Origin of the sequence: Streptomyces zinciresistens K42 (genome assembly GCF_000225525.1) — a bacterium.
GTDB lineage: Bacteria > Actinomycetota > Actinomycetes > Streptomycetales > Streptomycetaceae > Streptomyces > Streptomyces zinciresistens.
Genome location: NZ_AGBF01000034.1, coordinates 1 through 13,176, shown reverse-complemented (window position 1 = coordinate 13,176; position 13,176 = coordinate 1). Strand labels below are relative to the sequence as shown.

Here is a 13,176-nt window from a genome sequence, read left to right as displayed (position 1 = left end):
GGGATCGGGCGCGGGAGCGCTGTGCCCGGCGGCGCGGGAGCGCGCGAGGCAGCCCGGTCTGCGCCGCGGACGTGGGCGGGGCGCGGCGGCCGACGCCCGCGACCTGCGCGAGGCGCCTTGAGAGGTGCGTCGGCACCGGCACGTACCCTCTCCCTGTGTCAGCCACCCGTCTGCGGCGCGTCGCCGTGCTCGTGCTCGAAGGGGCGAAGCCGCTCGATGTCGGCATCCCGGCGCAGGTGTTCACGACCCGCGCGAGCATGCCGTACGAAGTGCGCGTCTGCGGGGCGGCACGCGGGCTCGTGACGGGCGGCGACGGCCTGTCGTACGCGGTCGACCACGGGCTGGAGGCGCTCCGGTGGGCCGACGTGGTCTTCGTCCCCGGGTACCGGCACCCGGACCGCGACGATCCGCCGCGGGCCGTCGTGGCGGCGCTGGTCGGCGCGCACGGACGGGGCGCGCGGCTCGCCGCGATCTCGACCGGCGCCTTCGCGCTCGCGGCGACGGGACTGCTCGACGGCCGCCGCGCCACGACGCACTGGCACTACACCCGGGCGCTCGCGGCCCGGCACCCGCTCGTCCAGGTCGACGAGAACGTGCTCTTCGTGGACGAGGGCAGCGTCCTCACCTCGGCGGGCGCCGCCTCCGGGATCGACCTGTGCCTGCACATCCTGCGCGGCGACCTCGGCGTGGCCGCGTCCAACCACGCCGCCCGGCGCCTGGTCGCGGCGCCCTACCGCAGCGGGGGCCAGGCCCAGTACGTGCCGCGCAGCGTCCCCGAACCGCTCGGCGAACGGTTCGCCACCACCCGGGAGTGGGCGCTGCACCGGCTCGGCGAGCCCCTGACCCTGGACGTGCTGGCCCACAGGGCGGGCGTCTCCGCGCGGACGTTCTCCCGGCGCTTCGTCGAGGAGACCGGCTACACCCCGATGCAGTGGGTGATGCGCGCCCGTGTCGACGTCGCGCGCGAGCTGCTCGAACGCTCGCAGCGCAGTGTCGAGCAGATCGCGGACGACGTCGGGCTCGGCACCGGGGCGAACCTGCGCCTGCACTTCCAGCGCATCCTCGGCACCACGCCGAGCGAGTACCGGCGGACCTTCACCCGGGGCGAGTGACCCGCCCCGCCCCGTCCAGCCCCCGCCCCGCCCGTGGCCAGATCCCGGGCGGGCATCCCCTGCGGGTCCTCGTGGCGAGATCCTTGTGAACCGTGGCGATCCCGCCACTGTCGGCGGCGCCGGAGCCGAGCGAGCCTGGTGGGGAAGGAAAGGGACCTCACTCATGACTCGCATCGCCATCAACGGATTCGGCCGCATCGGACGCAATGTGCTCCGTGCCCTGCTGGAGCGCGACAGCGCCCTGGAAGTCGTCGCCATCAACGATCTGACGGAGCCCGCCACGCTGGCCCGCCTCCTGGCCTACGACAGCACGGCCGGCAGGCTCGGCCGTCCGGTCGGCGTCGACGGGGACGTCCTCGTCGTCGACGGCCGCCGGATCAAGGTGCTGGCCGAGCGGGAACCGGCGCGGCTGCCGTGGGCCGAGCTCCGGGTGGACATCGTGCTGGAGGCCACCGGCCGCTTCACCTCGGCGAAGGCCGCCCGCGCGCACCTCGACGCCGGCGCGCGCAAGGTGCTCGTCAGCGCCCCGTCCGACGGCGCCGACGTGACGCTCGCCTTCGGGGTCAACACCGACGCCTACGACGCCGACCTGCACACGATCGTCTCGAACGCCTCGTGCACCACGAACGCGCTCGCCCCGCTGGCCAAGGTGCTCGACGACCTGGCCGGCATCGAGCACGGGTTCATGACGACGGTGCACGCCTACACGCAGGAGCAGAACCTCCAGGACGGTCCGCACCGCGACGCCCGTCGCGCCCGCGCCGCCGGCGTCAACATCGTGCCCACCACGACCGGCGCCGCCAAGGCGATCGGCCTGGTGCTGCCGAACCTGGACGGCAGGCTGTCCGGCGACTCGATCCGCGTGCCGGTGCCGGTGGGCTCGATCGTCGAGCTCAACACGACGGTGAGCCGCGACGTGACGCGCGAGGACGTGCTGGCCGCGTACCGTGCCGCGGCGGACGGGCCGCTCGCGGGTGTCCTGGAGTACTCGGACGACCCGCTCGTGTCGTCGGACATCACGGGCAACCCCGCCTCGTCGATCTTCGACTCGGCTCTCACCCGCGTCGACGGCCGGCATGTGAAGGTGGTCGCCTGGTACGACAACGAGTGGGGCTTCTCGAACCGCGTGATCGACACGCTGGAGCTCCTCTCCGCCCGCTGACCGGACACCCCGGGGCGCCGGTCCTGGACCACCCGGTCCCGCCCCGGGGACCCGCGTCCCGGGGCGGCCCCCGCTCCCGGCTTCCCGGCCTCTCCCGCTCCCGCGCTCCCGCGCTCCCCCGCGTCAGGATCTACCGTGAACAGGCCGCGCCCCGCGCCCACCGCTACGGGGCGTGCCGTTGACGGCCGGCCTCGGTCACGGGTTCGGGTGCGGCGTCGGTCGTGAGCGCGGATCACGGGGACGTCGCGGAAAACGCCTTGGCGCCGACCGCCGCGGGATGATGGGGTGCCACGGTGATCAGTCAGGACGACGCCGGGGTCGTCGGGCCGCGGACGCTGGCCTGGGTGAGCCGTCACCTGGAGGCCGGCGAACGGGTGCTCGGGGCCGAGGCCCTGCACGGCGGCATCACGGCCGAGATGCGCAGGCTGACCATCGGCACACGGGGCGGCGGGACCCGGCAGCTCGTGCTGCGGAGCTTCGTCGCGCCGATGTTCGCGGCACGGGCCGGGGAACTGCTCGACCGCGAGGCCCGCACGCTCGCCCTGCTCGCGGGGACCGCCGTGCGGGCACCGGAAGCGGTCGCCGTCGATCCGGACGCCGCGCAGTGCGCGTACCCGTCACTCCTGATGACCTGCCTCCCGGGCCGGACGGTCCTCGACGACGAGGGACTGGCGTCGCGCATGCCCCTGCTGGCTCGCCGCCTCGTGACGATCCACGCCGTGCGTCCGGCCGAGCGGCAGCGGACGTATGAGGCGTGGACGACCGCCGACGCGGTCGTCGCCCCCCGCGGCGCGGCCACGGCCGCGTGGGCCGCGGCGGCCGACGTGATCCGCCGGCCCGCGCCGCCCTGGCAAGGACGTTTCCTGCACCGGGACTTCCACCCCGGCAACGTCCTGTTCGACGGGCCCGCTCCAAGCCCCGCGGCCCGCGCGGGCACCGTCGCGCCGGGTCACGCGGCACCCCGGATCAGCGGGGTCGTCGACTGGGTGGAGACCTGCTGGGGTCCCGCCGACCTCGATGTCGCGCACTGCTCCACCAATCTCGCGCTGCTGCACGACCCGTCGTGGGGGCCGCGGTTCGCCGACGCCTACGAGGAGGCGGGCGGGGTGCTGGCAGGAACCGCGGGCGAGCGGCTGTACTGGCGGCTGCTCGACGCGCTGGCGTTCGCGGGCGATGCGCGGCGGGTGGCCCGGCCGTGGCAGGAGGCGGGGCGGACGGAGCTGACGGCGCGGGCCGTGGAGGCGCGCCTCGACGCCTACGTCGGGCTCCTGCTGGACACCCTGGGCTGAGCCACGAGGCGGCGCCCACCGGCGAGTTCGACGCGATTTCGCCCTCATCGGCGAACCCGCTGGCCGACGCGGAGCGCCCCGGGTGAAGATGGTCGCCATGAGGGACGAAGGCATCTCGATCGACTCCACCAAGCCCAGCATCGCGCGGGTCTACGACTATCTCCTCGGCGGCAAGGACAACTACGCCGTGGACCGGGCGATCGGCGACGTGTTCATTCGGGACCTCCCCGGCTCGGTGGCGATCGCCTTCGCGAACCGCGCGGCTCTGACCCGGGCCGTCACGGAGATCGTGACGACCACCGGCGTACGGCAGTTCATAGACCTGGGCAGCGGCCTGCCGACCGCCGACAACGTCCACCAGGTCGCCCAGCGGCACGCGCCGGAGTCCCGTGTGGTCTACGTCGACACCGACCCCCAGGTGCTGGTCCACGGCCGGGCCCTGCTGGAGGAGAACGACCGCACCCGGGTCGTGGCCGCCGACGTCCGCGAGCCCGAAGCCGTCCACCACCATCCGGAGACCCGGGAACTGATCGACTTCGAGCGCCCGGTGGCCGTCATGCTCAGCGCCATCCTTCACCATGTGAACGACGAGGAGGACCCGGCGCGGATCGTGCGCTACTGGCGCGACCAGGTGCCGTCCGGGAGCCACTTCTTCGTCAGTCACTTCCGTTCCGGTGACAACGACCAGACCCGCGAGGCGGAGAAGGTGCTCCAGCAGACCTTCGGCCGCGGCCGGTGGCGCACCGACGAGGAGATCGAGGGCCTGCTGGACGGCCTGGAGATCCTCGAACCCGGCATCGTCCCCGCCTCGCTGTGGCGGGCCGAGGCGCCCGGCAACCACTGGAACAGCGGCAGCCCCCGTGAACTCACCGTCTGGGAGCACCTGATCACGGCCGGCCTGGCCCGCAAGCCCTGACCGCCCGGCCCGGCCCCCGTCCCGGGCGTCCCGTCCCCTCCCCGTCCCGTCACAGGCCCCCGACGTCGCCTGCCGCCCTGCGTACCGAGTCGAGCGCGTCGACCACCGCGTTCTGCCGCTTCGCGCGCGCCGCGCGCTCCTCGGGCACCAGGCGTGCGGCGGTCCGCGTCGCGTAGGCGTCCGGATCGCCGAAGGCCGCCCTCGGGTGCTCCCCCGTCTCCGCGCAGTGGGTGGTGACCTCCTTGACGGCGCGCAGGACGACTTCGCGGTCCACTCCGGGCTGGAGGGCCAGCCGTACCTGGAAGCGGGCCATCCACTTCTCGCGGTCCTTCTCCTGCGCCTCGTCCGTCGTCAGATCCTTCTTCTTCGCCATGTGCTCTCCCGCGTGATCGGCAAGCGTCCTTCGTCAAAGGGGACGTCGGGACGCGGCCGGCGGTTCATCGAGGAGCCCGTGCGCGGGCCCTCACGTCTGTGCCGAGGGCGCGTACCCCTCGGCCTGCAGCCCGAAGGTCCACGCCACGCCCTCCCGCGCGGTCCGGGTCGCGGGCGGTACCCGGAGCCAGTACGTGCGGTGCGTCCCGTCCGGTTCGGGCGTGGAGTTGACGACCTCCACCATCACCACGGGCTCGTCGCCGACCAGGTCGATCCGCCACAGGATGCCCGTCTCGTCCTGGTGGAGGGGCCGGGCGCCGGAGTCGGCGAGGTAGCGGTCGTAGCCGTAGTACTCCAGCATCACGCGCCGCAGTTCGGCGTTGTCCTCGGCGCGGATGCGCTCCGGGGTGAGCGTGGGCAGTTCGGCGATGAAGGCCGCCGGGACGGGCATCCCGCGCCAGGCGTGCAGGGCGAACCCGTCGGGGTAGGCGAGGGCGGGGCCGCCGCCGTGGTCGAGCCGGCCCGCCTCGTCGCGGTGCAGGGCGACGGGCCGCTCGGACAGGACCGCGAGACGGGCGTAGGGCCACCACCAGCCGGCGCCGGCGCAGACCGCCGTCAGCGCGTCGAGCGGGCCGTCGTCGCCGGGGAACGCGGCGAGCCACGGCGCGTCGTGCTGTCCGAGGACGGCGTCCAGGAGGATCACCCGGATCTCGGCGGCCTCCTTGCCGGTGTCCCCGCCCGCGAGGTCCTCGACGACGCCCGAGCGGATGCGGTCCACGAGTGCGTGGGTGGCCTCCCACAGCCGTCCGCCGGTCGCCGCCCAGTGCGCGGACCAGCCCGCCGCGCCCAACTCCGTGCGCAGCGAGCGCCGCTGCCGCGCCCAGGGAGCGCTGCGCACCGCGTCGCGGACGCTCGGGCCGCGCTCGGCCCCGGCCTCCCGGACGAGGGTGACGGCCTCGCGCGGCGAGCCCGCCCACACCACGCGCTCCGGTTCGGGCAGTCCCGCCAGCCGGTAGGCGCGTCGTACGCCGTCCTCGGCGGCCGCGCGGTCGGCGGGGCCGGTCGCCGCCGCCCACGTGCGCCAGCGTGCCAGCTCGCCCGACGAGTCGGCCGCCGCCTCGGCCCCCTCGTGCGCCCCGCCGTTATCGATCCCGATCTCGGTCGTGCTCATGTGCCCTTCCGCCCCTCGCCGTTCCGTGCGTGTTCTCCGCGCTTTTCCGTGCGCGTCCGACGTGTGTGCCCCGCGTGCGCTTTCAGTCCGCGCGCGTGTTCAGTCCGCGACGATCCGCACCGAGCCGGGCACGTACTCCCGCTGGCGGATCACGCGGAACCAGCCCTTCGGCAGCGGGATCACCGCGTGCTCCTCGTGCACCACCCGGCCGCCCTGCGGCAGATGCAGCAGCAGGGGGCCGAACGGTCCCGGCTCGCGGATCAGTTCCCCCGGGCCGACGACCGCGTGGGCGTGGCCGGTGACCTCGCCCAGCGCCAGCACGAGCCGGCCCCGGCCGTCGCGCCGCTCCCTCGGGGCGTGCTCCACATGGGCCGGCACCGCCTCCTGCGCCACCGGCACGATCAGCACGTCTCCCTGTCGGTACATGGCTGTCCCCTCACCGCCGGGTGCGCTCCTCGCACCGGCCTCATGACCACGACCGTAGGCGGCACCACTGACAACGGCCCCTGTCCCGACCCGGCCCACCGCGTTGTCAGTGGGTGTTGGTAGAACTGCGGCATCACAGACCGCACACTCTTCCTCCTCGGGAGCGGCAGCATGACCATCGGTGACCACCTCGACTCGTTCCACGGGCTGCCCGTCCACACGTTTCCGGTGCCGGGCGCCCCGACCGACGACCTGCCCGAGCCGGACTCCGTCGCCTGGCGGATCACCAGCGACGTGTACGACGCCGACGAGGACTGGCCGGTGGCGTTCGCCCGGTTCAGCGCCGCCGTCGACACCACCCGGGTGAAGGCGCTCGTCGTCGGAGCCTGGCAGGAGGCGTACGAGACCGACCCCTCCGGCGTCATCGAGGCGCTGCTGGCCGCCCGGGACCGCTTCCCCGCGCTGCGGGCGGTGTTCCTGGGCGACATCGTGATGGAGGAGTGCGAGATCTCCTGGATCAACCAGACCGACGTCTCCCCCCTCCTCGCCGGTTTCGAGGCGCTGGAGGAGTTCGGCGTCCGCGGCGGTACCGGGCTGGAGTTCACGGCGCTGCGCCACGGCGCGCTGCGCAAGCTGGTCGTGGAGACGGGCGGGCTGCCGGTCGGCGCGGTGCGCGGGATCGGCGCGAGCGACCTGCCCGCGCTGGAGCACCTGGACCTCTGGCTGGGCACGCCCGACTACGGCGGCGACAGCGAGGCCGCGGACCTGGAGGCGATCCTGTCGGGCGCGCGCCTGCCGCGGCTGCGTCATCTGGCCCTGCGCAACAGCGAGATGCAGGACGCGGTGGCGGCGGCCGTCGCGGCGGCTCCCGTGGTGGACCGCCTGGAGGTGCTGGACCTGTCGATGGGCGTGCTCACCGACGAGGGTGCGGGCGCGCTGCTGAGCGGCCAGCCGCTCACCCACCTCAAGAAGCTGGACCTGCACCACCACTACCTGAGCGCGGCCGTGGAGGAGCGGGTCCGCCAGACCCTGGAGGCCGCCGGCGTCCAGGTCGATCTCGACCGCGACGACGCGGAGGAGGACACCGAGGACGACGGCACCGTCTGGCGCTACGTCGCCGTGGGCGAGTGAGCACACCGTCCACGGCCCGGCCGGTCTCTCCGCACACCGGGCCGCGGTTCGCGGTGGTCGGCAACCCGGAGAACCGGCGGGTGTCCCTCTTCGCGGACGCGGTGCGCGCGGCCGGCCTGCCCGGCCCGCGCGTCGTCGCCTGGCGGGACGTCCTGCGCGAGGGGGGAGCCTGCTTCGCCGCGGACGAGATCGTGCGGATCGACTCCCCCGGCGAGAACAGCGAGGTCGACCGGCTCCTGCGGGGCGACGCGGAACCCACCCTCGTCGAGGGCTCCGCCCGGTGGTACGCAGGCTTCACCGCCGCGCTGCGCACCCTGCGCGGCGGTGTCCGCCTCGACGACCCCGGGGAGCTGGCCGTGCTGTTCGACAAGCGCGCCTGCCACGGCGTCCTCGCCCGCGCGGCTGTGCCCGTGCCCGCCTCCCCCACCTCGGGCCCGGACGGCGCGGCGGTGCGCGGCTGGGACGACGTACGCACCCTGATGCGCGAGCACCGGATGCCGCGGCTGTTCGTCAAGCCCGCGCACGGGTCGTCGGCGTCGGGGGTCCTCGCCGTGGAGTCGGGCGGCGCAGGCCGGATCCGGGCCACCACGTCCGTCGAGATCGCCCCGGGCGGAGCCCTGCACAACTCCCTGCGGGTGCGCCGCTACGACCGGGAGCGGGACATCGCCGCCGTCGTCGACGCGCTCGCGCCCGACGGGCTGCACCTGGAGCGCTGGGTGCCGAAGGCGTCCCAGCGGGGCCGGGCCGCGGACCTGCGCGTGGTCGTGGTGGACGGCCGGGCCACGCACGCGGTGGTCCGCACCAGCCGTACGCCGCTGACCAATCTGCACCTGGGCGGCAGCCGCGGCGACCTGGCCGCCGTCCGGGACGCCGTCGTCGCGGCGGGCGGGCGCTGGCCCGACCTGCTGGAGGTGTGCGAGCGGGCCGCGTCCTGCTTCCCGGGCACACTGTGCGTCGGTGTGGACCTGCTGCCCGCGGTGGGCTGGCGCAGGGTCTTCGTCGGCGAGGTCAACGCCTTCGGCGACCTGCTGCCCGGCCTGACCGGGCTGCCGGGCAGCGGCGCGGAGGACCGGGACACCTACGCCGCGCAGGTGGCCGCCGCCCTGCGCACACCGGCCGCGGCCGGCCTGCTCCCTCCGCACAGAACGGGAACACCCCATGCCTGAACCCGACATGAACGAGGTCGTCGGGGACCACGACATCCTGCTGGTCACCCTCGACACGCTGCGCCACGACGTGGCCGTCGAGCTGGCGGCCGAGGGGCGCATTCCGAACCTGGCCCGCCGTCTGCCGGGCGGCCGCTGGGAGAAGCGCCATGCGCCGGGCAGCTTCACCTACGCCTCGCACCAGGCGATCTTCGCGGGTTTCCTGCCGACCCCGGCCGAACCGGGGCCGCACCCGCGGCTGTTCGCGGCGAGCTTCGCCGGCAGCGAGACGACGGCGGAGCGGACCTTCGTGTACGAGAGCCCCGACTTCGTCTCCGGGCTCGCCGGGGCGGGCTACCGGACCGTGTGCATCGGGGGCGTCGGCTTCTTCAACAAGCAGGGCCCGCTGGGCGGCGTACTGCCGGGTCTCTTCCAGGAGTCGCACTGGGAGCCGGAGTTCGGGGTCACCTCGCCGCGGTCGTTCGAGAACCAGGTCGCCCGCGCCGAGGAGGTCGTCGCCGCCCTGCCCGCGGAGCGCAGGCTGTTCCTGTTCGTCAACGTCTCCGCCCTGCACCAGCCCAACTGGTTCCATCTGCCGGGTGCGACGCGTGAGGCGGGTGACACCCGGCAGACGCACGCCGCGGCGCTGGAGTACGTCGACCGGCACATCGGGCGGCTGTTCGCCGCCATGAGTTCCAGGCGCCGCTGCTTCGCGGTCGTCTGCTCCGACCACGGGACCGCCTACGGCGACGACGGCTACACCGGCCACCGCCTCGGCCACCCCTCGGTGTGGACCGTGCCCTACGCCCACTTCTTCCTCGATCCCGGCAAGGCCCAGCGATGACGACCGCCCAGCTCACCAGCCCCTACCAGCACTACGTCTACGCCTACCCGCACAAGACCGCCTACCGGCCGCTGTCCGGCCGGCCCGCGCTGCGGTCCCTGTGGGCGGCGCAGGACAAGAGCGCCCTCGCCCTCTATCTGCACATACCGTTCTGCGAGGTCCGCTGCGGCTTCTGCAACCTCTTCACCCGCATCGGTGCGCCGGACGGTCTGACCGGCGCCTATCTGGACGCGCTGGAACGGCAGGCCGTCGCGGTGCGGGAGGCGCTCGGCGAGGACGGGCCGGTGCGGTTCGCCACCGCGGCGTTCGGCGGCGGCACCCCCACCTTCCTGACCGCACCCGAACTTGAACGCCTGTGCGACATCGCCGAGCGGCGCATGGGTGCCGACCTGCGCGCGGTGCCGCTGTCCGTGGAGTCCTCGCCCGCGACGGCGACCGCGGACCGGCTCGCCGTCCTGGCCGAGCGCGGCACCACCCGGCTGAGCCTGGGCGTGCAGAGTTTCGTCGACTCCGAGGCGCGGGCCGCCGTACGGCCGCAGCGGCGCGCCGACGTAGAGTCCGCGCTCGCCCGGATCCGCGACACCGCCATCCCGGTGCTGAACATCGACCTCATCTACGGCATCGACGGCCAGACCGAGCGGAGCTGGCTGGCCTCCCTGGACGCCGCCCTGGCCTGGCGGCCCGAGGAGTTGTACCTCTATCCCCTCTACGTCCGGCCCCTGACCGGTCTCGACCGCCACCGGGCGGCCGCGGACGGTCCCGATCCGGCCTGGGACGCGCAGCGGCTGAGCCTGTACCGGGCGGGCCGCGACCATCTCCTGGCCCACGGCTACGGCCAGCAGTCGATGCGGATGTTCCGCCGCGCCGACGCCCCGCCGCAGGGCGCCGACGACTACGCCTGCCAGAGCGACGGCATGATCGGCCTGGGCTGCGGCGCCCGCTCCTACACGTCCGGCCTGCACTACTCCTTCGACTACGCCGTCGGCATGCACGAGATCCGCGGCATCATCGACGACTACGTCGCCACGTCCGACTTCGCCCGCGCCGAGGTCGGCTACGCAGTGGACGCGCACGAGGCCCGCCGCCGCCATCTGCTGCAGTCCCTCCTCCAGGCGGAGGGACTGCCCGTGGCCGACTACCGGGCACGGTTCGGGACCGCGCCCCTCGACGACTTCGGTCCGGAGCTGGGCCGGATGGCCGACCGGGGCTGGCTCACGCAGGCCGACCCGGCCCGCCTGCGGCTGACCGCGGAGGGACTGGCCCACTCCGACGCCGTCGGACCGGACCTGTTCTCCCCCGCCGTGCGGGCCGCCATGGCCGCCTACGAGCGCAAGTGAGGGGCCCCGCCATGGATCTGACCGTCCTCTACCGCGGCCCGCTCGCCTCCTGCGACTACGACTGCCCCTACTGCCCGTTCGCGAAGCGGCGCGACACCACCGCCCAGCTCCGCGCCGACCGCGCCGCGCTGGAGCGCTTCGCCCGGTGGGCCGCCGGCAGCGAGGACCGGCTGTCCCTGCTGTTCACCCCGTGGGGCGAGGGCCTGGTCCGCTCCTGGTACCGGCGCACCCTGGCCGAGTTGTCGCATCTGCCGCACATCCGGCGGGTCGCCGTCCAGACCAACCTCAGCTGCCGCACCGACTGGCTCGCCGAGGCCGACCCGGACACCCTCGCCCTGTGGTGCACCTACCACCCGGGGCAGACGCCGTACGACCGCTTCCTGGCCAAGTGCCGCGACCTGGCGGACCGCGGCGTCCGCCACAGCGTCGGCGTGGTCGGCCTGGCCGAACACCTGGAACTCGCCCGCCGTCTGCGCGCCGACCTGCCGTCGCACGTGTACCTGTGGATCAACGCCGCCGAGGGTCACACCTACGAGGACGGCGAGGCCGACGCGTGGACGGCGCTCGACCCCCTCTTCCCCTACAGCCGCCACCCCCACGCGAGCGCCGGACTCCCCTGCCGTACCGGCGAGTCGGTCATCTCCGTCGACGGCGAGGGCACGGTCCGCCGCTGCCACTTCGTCCCGGCCGAACTCGGCAACCTCTACGACGGCTCGTACCGCGCGGCCCTGCGGCCCCGTGCCTGCCCCCTGGCGGTCTGCGACTGCCACATCGGCTACGTCCATCTGGAGACCCTCCCCCTGTACGACGTCTACGCGGGGGGCGTGCTCGAACGCATCCCCGCGGCCACACCGCCGGTCCGCGCCCTGCCCTTCGTGCCCGCGGCGGACGTCGGGGCACCGTGAGGGACGGCGCGCCGTGTGAGTGCCGCAAAGTGCGCCGCAGGGCTCGTGCCCTGCCGGGGCCAAACGCCCGCACGGCCGACGGGGAGGACGCGGTCGCCCTTCCGGCGGCGTCTCAGTCGGTGCGGCCGGTCCGGCGTTCCGCCCCGCGTTCGTGCCGGGCGCGCGCCGCCTCGTGCGCACTGCGGAGCAGCCGCAGGACCAGGTCGGTGGTGCGCGGGCCGGGATCGACGACGCAGATCCAGCCGAGCGCGCCGTAGACGGGGTGCGGCAGCACCGTGTCGGCGGCCGTGTGGTCGACGGGGCCGTCGTCGGCACGCCTCGGCGGTCCGACGAGCTCCTCGGCCCGCGTGCGGCCGACGTGGATGTTCACGCGCCAGCGCCCCGGGGGGTCCAGGTCACTGGCGCTGTCGTAGGGGTGGTCCTTGGTGACGGCCGTGGCGTACGGCTGGGTCTTCTCCAGCATCCGGCCGTCCGGGGCGTAGTAGCAGAACGCGTCCCCCCAGGCGATCTCGGGCAGGCCCCCGCCGGCTTCGGGCACCAGCACGAACGCACCGTCGAAGCCGCGCACCGTCGCGATGATCTGTTCCATACTCATGGTTCAAGCATCACCTTCAAGTGCTGATGTGGGGTTCGCCGATGTACGAGCCGGGGAGCGAGGCGTCACCCGTGCCGCTGAGGACCGCCGATGTCGCCAGGGCCTCGGGCTACTCGGTGCAGCAGGTGCGCGACCTGGAGCGGCTGGGGGTGACTCCGCCCGCCGCACGGTCGGGCAACGGCTACCGCTCCTACACCGGCCGCCATGTGCTGGCCCTGCGCGCCTACCGGGGGACCGCGGCGGCCGCGGGACCGGTCGCGGCGCGGCGCCTGCTGCCGGACCTGTGGGAGAAGCCGCTCGCGGCGGCGGCCTCGGCCGTCAACGAGTTGCACGTGCGGCTCGCCCGGGAGCGTGACGAGGCACTGCGCGCACAGGAGGCACTGCGCGCGATCCGCGCCGAGGCGGGCGGACGGGCGGCGCGGCGGGACGGCGACACGATGACGATCACCGAGCTCGCCGGCGCCCTGGCCGTCCGCCCCTCGACCCTGCGGTTCTGGGAGGAGGAAGGGCTTGTGACGCCGGAGCGGGTCACGTCGCTGCGAGCACGGCGGTACGGCCCGTCCGCGGTCGGAGCGGCCCGGATCGTCGCCGCGCTGCGGAACGCGGGTTACCGCATCCCCGAGGTGCGCGAGGTGATGGGCTCGCTCGACCGGCGCGAGGGCCTGGAGGCGACCGGGCGCGTCCTGGCCGAGCGGCTCGACAGGATCGCGGACCGGACCGTGGCGCTGTTGCGGGCGGGAGCGGACCTGGCCGCCGTCATCACCGCACGTC

General features: G+C 74.4%; 14 protein-coding genes. 10 read left to right on the top strand and 4 right to left on the bottom strand.

Translation table 11 applies throughout. The features are described 5' to 3' along the window. Nucleotides 1-155: 155 nt before the first annotated feature. The 4 genes from SZN_RS13475 (at nucleotide 156) to SZN_RS13460 (ending at nucleotide 4,479) form a co-directional block, all read left to right on the top strand. A complete protein-coding gene (locus SZN_RS13475; RefSeq protein WP_007495226.1) occupies nucleotides 156-1,112 on the top strand; it encodes a GlxA family transcriptional regulator in 957 nt (318 codons plus the stop codon). A 163-nt stretch (nucleotides 1,113-1,275) separates the two neighbouring features. After that, complete coding sequence (gene gap, locus SZN_RS13470) at nucleotides 1,276-2,274, top strand: type I glyceraldehyde-3-phosphate dehydrogenase (RefSeq protein WP_007495225.1); 999 nt, start codon at nucleotides 1,276-1,278, stop codon at nucleotides 2,272-2,274. 293 nt (nucleotides 2,275-2,567) lie between these two features. Next, entirely contained in the window at nucleotides 2,568-3,563 is a 996-nt protein-coding gene (locus SZN_RS13465) for a phosphotransferase family protein (protein ID WP_007495223.1), read from the top strand. 97 nt (nucleotides 3,564-3,660) lie between these two features. Further along, complete coding sequence (locus SZN_RS13460) at nucleotides 3,661-4,479, top strand: SAM-dependent methyltransferase (protein WP_043730438.1); 819 nt, start codon at nucleotides 3,661-3,663, stop codon at nucleotides 4,477-4,479. Nucleotides 4,480-4,528: 49 nt separating this feature from the next. On the opposite strand, the gene SZN_RS13455 is transcribed toward SZN_RS13460, so the two are convergent. From SZN_RS13455 to SZN_RS13445, 3 genes are all read right to left on the bottom strand, one after another. Beyond that, on the bottom strand, nucleotides 4,529-4,852 hold the full coding sequence (locus SZN_RS13455; protein WP_007495219.1) for a hypothetical protein: 324 nt from the start codon (nucleotides 4,850-4,852) through the stop codon (nucleotides 4,529-4,531). Between the two features lie 90 nt (nucleotides 4,853-4,942). Then, nucleotides 4,943-6,022, bottom strand: coding sequence for a DUF6745 domain-containing protein (locus SZN_RS13450; RefSeq protein WP_007495217.1), 1,080 nt, complete (start codon nucleotides 6,020-6,022; stop codon nucleotides 4,943-4,945). A gap of 99 nt (nucleotides 6,023-6,121) precedes the next feature. Further along, nucleotides 6,122-6,448, bottom strand: coding sequence for a hypothetical protein (locus tag SZN_RS13445; protein ID WP_007495215.1), 327 nt, complete (start codon nucleotides 6,446-6,448; stop codon nucleotides 6,122-6,124). A 171-nt stretch (nucleotides 6,449-6,619) separates the two neighbouring features. Here SZN_RS13445 and SZN_RS13440 point away from each other — a divergent pair, with 171 nt between their 5' ends. The 5 genes from SZN_RS13440 to SZN_RS13420 are packed head-to-tail and all read left to right on the top strand — an operon-like array spanning nucleotide 6,620 to nucleotide 11,810. Continuing rightward, nucleotides 6,620-7,579, top strand: coding sequence for an STM4015 family protein (locus SZN_RS13440; RefSeq protein WP_007495213.1), 960 nt, complete (start codon nucleotides 6,620-6,622; stop codon nucleotides 7,577-7,579). Continuing rightward, nucleotides 7,576-8,745, top strand: coding sequence for an STM4014 family protein (locus SZN_RS13435; RefSeq protein WP_007495211.1), 1,170 nt, complete (start codon nucleotides 7,576-7,578; stop codon nucleotides 8,743-8,745). The genes SZN_RS13440 and SZN_RS13435 overlap by 4 nt, the downstream gene beginning before the upstream one ends. Nucleotides 8,746-8,752: 7 nt before the next feature. Next, a complete protein-coding gene (locus SZN_RS13430; RefSeq protein WP_208865794.1) occupies nucleotides 8,753-9,568 on the top strand; it encodes an STM4013/SEN3800 family hydrolase in 816 nt (271 codons plus the stop codon). After that, entirely contained in the window at nucleotides 9,565-10,905 is a 1,341-nt protein-coding gene (locus tag SZN_RS13425; protein WP_007495207.1) for an STM4012 family radical SAM protein, read from the top strand. The genes SZN_RS13430 and SZN_RS13425 overlap by 4 nt, the downstream gene beginning before the upstream one ends. 11 nt (nucleotides 10,906-10,916) lie before the next feature. Then, nucleotides 10,917-11,810, top strand: coding sequence for an STM4011 family radical SAM protein (locus SZN_RS13420; protein WP_007495205.1), 894 nt, complete (start codon nucleotides 10,917-10,919; stop codon nucleotides 11,808-11,810). Between the two features lie 112 nt (nucleotides 11,811-11,922). Here the strand turns inward: SZN_RS13420 and SZN_RS13415 are convergent, their stop codons facing one another. Further along, nucleotides 11,923-12,399, bottom strand: coding sequence for a DUF6194 family protein (locus SZN_RS13415; RefSeq protein WP_007495203.1), 477 nt, complete (start codon nucleotides 12,397-12,399; stop codon nucleotides 11,923-11,925). 47 nt (nucleotides 12,400-12,446) lie between these two features. Here SZN_RS13415 and SZN_RS13410 point away from each other — a divergent pair. Further along, nucleotides 12,447-13,176: MerR family transcriptional regulator (locus SZN_RS13410; RefSeq protein WP_007495201.1), on the top strand; the 730-nt coding region annotated here is incomplete at its 3' end.